Annotated in this window: 2 protein-coding genes; one reads left to right on the top strand and one right to left on the bottom strand. The window is 37.1% G+C overall.

Features of this window, described 5'->3' with window-relative positions:
• Positions 1 to 25 precede the first annotated feature (25 nt).
• Positions 26 to 1,639, bottom strand: a complete 1,614-nt coding sequence (gene pckA / locus E1171_RS04520) for a phosphoenolpyruvate carboxykinase (ATP) (protein WP_155204525.1) — start codon at positions 1,637 to 1,639, stop codon at positions 26 to 28.
• Positions 1,640 to 2,106: 467 nt separating this feature from the next.
• Between pckA and E1171_RS04515 the strand changes: the two genes are divergently transcribed.
• Positions 2,107 to 3,446: peptide MFS transporter (locus tag E1171_RS04515; protein WP_155204524.1), on the top strand; the 1,340-nt coding region annotated here is incomplete at its 3' end.

Below are 3,446 nucleotides of genomic sequence, written 5' to 3'. Positions count from 1 at the left end.
TTTTAAATAGTCTGAACTTAACTTCTTAGGCTTTTACTTTCGCATGCGGTGCACCTGCCATGATCTCACCATTAGCAAAGTCAGCAAATTTTTCAAAATTTCTGTTAAACTCGGTTGCTAATTTATTAGCCTTAGAATCATAAGCTTGTTTGTCAGACCAAGTGTTTTTGGGGTTTAATATTTCATCTGGTACTTCAGGACAAGAAACAGGCATATTGACTCCGAAGATTTCGTGTTTTTCAAAATCTACCTTATCCAATTGCCCATTTAGTGCAGCAGTTATCATGGCACGCGTATAAGGTAACTTCATTCTCGAACCTACACCATATTCTCCACCAGACCATCCTGTGTTAATAAGCCACACATTCACTTCATTTTCCTCCATTTTTTTACCAAGCATTTCTGCATATTTGGTAGGGTGGAGGGGTAAAAATGGAGCACCAAAGCAAGCAGAAAAAGCCGTTTGAGGCTCTGTAACTCCGGCTTCGGTACCAGCAACTTTAGCCGTATAACCTGAAATAAAATGATACATGGCTTGGCCTTTGTTCAACTTCGAGATAGGAGGCAGAACGCCGTAAGCATCACAAGTTAAAAAGAAAATGTTTTTGGGAATTCCTCCTACTGATGGTTCAACAGCATTTGCGATATGGTCAATTGGGTAAGCTGTTCTGGTATTTTCAGTTACCGAGATGTTATGATAATCTACCGTTCGAGTTCCTTCTAAGTATCTTGTATTTTCTACAATAGCTCCAAATTTGATAGCATCATAGATTTCAGGCTCTTTTTCTCTAGTTAGGTCTATAGCTTTCGCATAGCAACCTCCTTCGAAATTGAAAATGCCAGATTCGGTCCATCCGTGTTCATCATCCCCAATTAACCCCCTGTTTGGATCTGCAGAAAGGGTGGTTTTTCCTGTTCCGGATAAACCAAAGAAGATAGCTGTGTCTCCTTCTTTTCCAATATTTGCAGAACAATGCATGGAAAGTACTTGATGTTCATGAGGTAAAAGGTAATTTAAAACGGAGAAAATACCTTTTTTCATTTCTCCAGCATATCCTGTCCCTCCAATAAGGATGATCTTTTTGGTTAAGTTGAGAATTGCAAAATTCCTTTGTCTCGTACCGAATTCCTTAGGATCAACTTCAAAATCTGGTGCGTTGATAATGGTAAAATTAGGTTCGAACGTTTTTAAGTCTTCTCTTTCAGGCCTTAAAAACATATTATAGCAAAACAAATTGTGCCAGGCCTTAGTGTTCACTACTCTCAATTTAAGTCGGTAGCGTTCATCTACTCCTGCGTAGGCATCTCGAACATATAACTTTTTGCCCTCTAAGTGGCTCAACATTTTGTTATATAAGGCATCAAATTTTTCAGGGTTAAATGGAATATTTATGTCACCCCACCAAACAGAATCAGCAGTCTTATCATCCTTTACAATAAATCGGTCTTTAGGCGAACGGCCGGTAAATTTACCCGTGTCACACATTAAAGCACCTGTATCTGTAAGAGTTCCCTCTTGGTTGAACAGTGCTTGTTCTACCAATTCTGCAGGACTAAGATTCCAGTAAGCCTTTTCCGCATTTTTAATGCCTAAATGGTTAAGGTCATTTAGAGTTGATTTTAACCCTAATTCTTCCATGATTTTTTATTTAAGAATAGGTGAATAGTAGTGTTTAAAACGTTTGCGCAAAACTAATAAATAATTTCTTTCCTCAATAGAGAGGACTCTTTTTTATGGAAAAAAGTTTTGTGTTTAATACTTTATAAGCCTTTTTTATGACTTTGGGAGGGTACTATGCGCAAACAATAAGAAGAAGTTATTTTTGATTGTTTTAACGATAATAGGCGCACTGAAATTTGTGTTTTTGGTTTTATTTGGTTTGGGATTGTTGAAAATAAATTGTATTATTGATGGTTTTTATATAATAATAGGTGTCTTTTACGGTTTTTGTTTGGGAGTTTTCTTCCCATTTGATAAATAAATAATACTTTAGGGGTTAATTATTTTTTAATCTTGATTTATACGAGATTTTTTGTGGTTTTTTTATGTGCTTTAAGAGCTCATTTTTTGTTTTCCCTCGAATTTTTTAATTAATCAAATTTTATATGTCGGCGAGTAATAGTTTACAAAACTTAAATGTGAAGGACTCCGGAGAATTGTTCGGACATCCCAAAGGGCTGTATGTCCTATTTTTTACAGAATTATGGGAACGTTTTAGTTACTATGGGATGAGAGCCATTTTGGTGCTCTTCATTGTGGCGGGAACGGATAAAGTCGGGGCTGAATTTCAGGGATTAGGTTGGTCTAATGCCGATGCCTTAAATTTATATGGTTGGTATACCATGTTGGTTTACGTGGCATCTATTCCAGGTGGGATCTTGGCAGACCGCGTATTTGGCCAGAAGAAAATGGTGATGATAGGCGGGCTACTGTTAGTGGCAGGACATGGTATAATGGCGATTTCGGGGATTGTGCCCTTTTTTATTGGTTTAACACTGATCGTATTAGGTGTGGGAGGATTAAAGCCTAATGTATCTACTATGGTGGGTGGATTGTATAAAGAAGGTGACCCTCGAAGAGACAAAGGTTTTACCATTTTCTATATAGGGATAAATGTCGGAGCATTTTTGGCAGGGATTTCGGTAGGTTATGTTGCTGCTTTATATGGTTGGCATTATGGTTTTGGCTTGGCAGGTATCGGCATGTTGATTGGACAGTTGATATTTATGGGGGGGCAAAAGTATCTTAAAGGAGTTGGTGATTTTGTGAAAGTAAAGAATAATTCTACAGGGAAATCTATTTCAAAACCCCTGACTGCTATAGAAAAGGATCGTGTTATTGTATTACTTATTTCTTTTCTAATAGTGATTGTTTTTTGGGGAGCATTTGAACAAGCAGGTGGATTAATGAATATTTTCACTAATGAAAGAACTAATAGGGTTATTTTTGGTTTAGAAATCCCAGCAGGGGTTTTCCAGTCTGTGAACTCCTTTTATATTATGTTATTTGGTACTGTAATTGCAGGTTTTTGGGCTACTCGGAAGGCAAAAGGAAAAGAAGCTTCTTCCCTATTCAAAATGGCAGTCGGTACAATTATTATGGGCTTAGGATTCTTTTTTATGTCGGGAGCATCCCTTGAATCGCAAGTGGGACCAAGTGGGGAGATTTTGACTAAATCAAGTGTACTTTGGATTTTAGGGGCTTATTTATTCCATACCATTGGTGAATTATGTTTATCTCCTGTAGCTTTGTCCTTTATTACCAAATTGGCTCCTGCCAAGTATGTTTCTATTATGATGGGTGTTTATTTTGCTGTTACAGGCTTAGGTAATAAATTAGCTGCCTATTTAGGGGAAGCTGCTCAGGATTTAGGAGAGCTAGAAATTTATACTGGAATTGCTCTTTTTTCAGTCTTATTTGGCTTTTTACTTATCGTTTTTTATAA

Source organism: Xanthovirga aplysinae (assembly GCF_009711365.1).
GTDB classification, from domain to species: Bacteria; Bacteroidota; Bacteroidia; order Cytophagales; family Cyclobacteriaceae; genus Xanthovirga; species Xanthovirga aplysinae.
The sequence above is the reverse complement of the archived record's forward strand: the minus strand, read 5'-3'. Positions and strand labels throughout refer to the sequence as shown.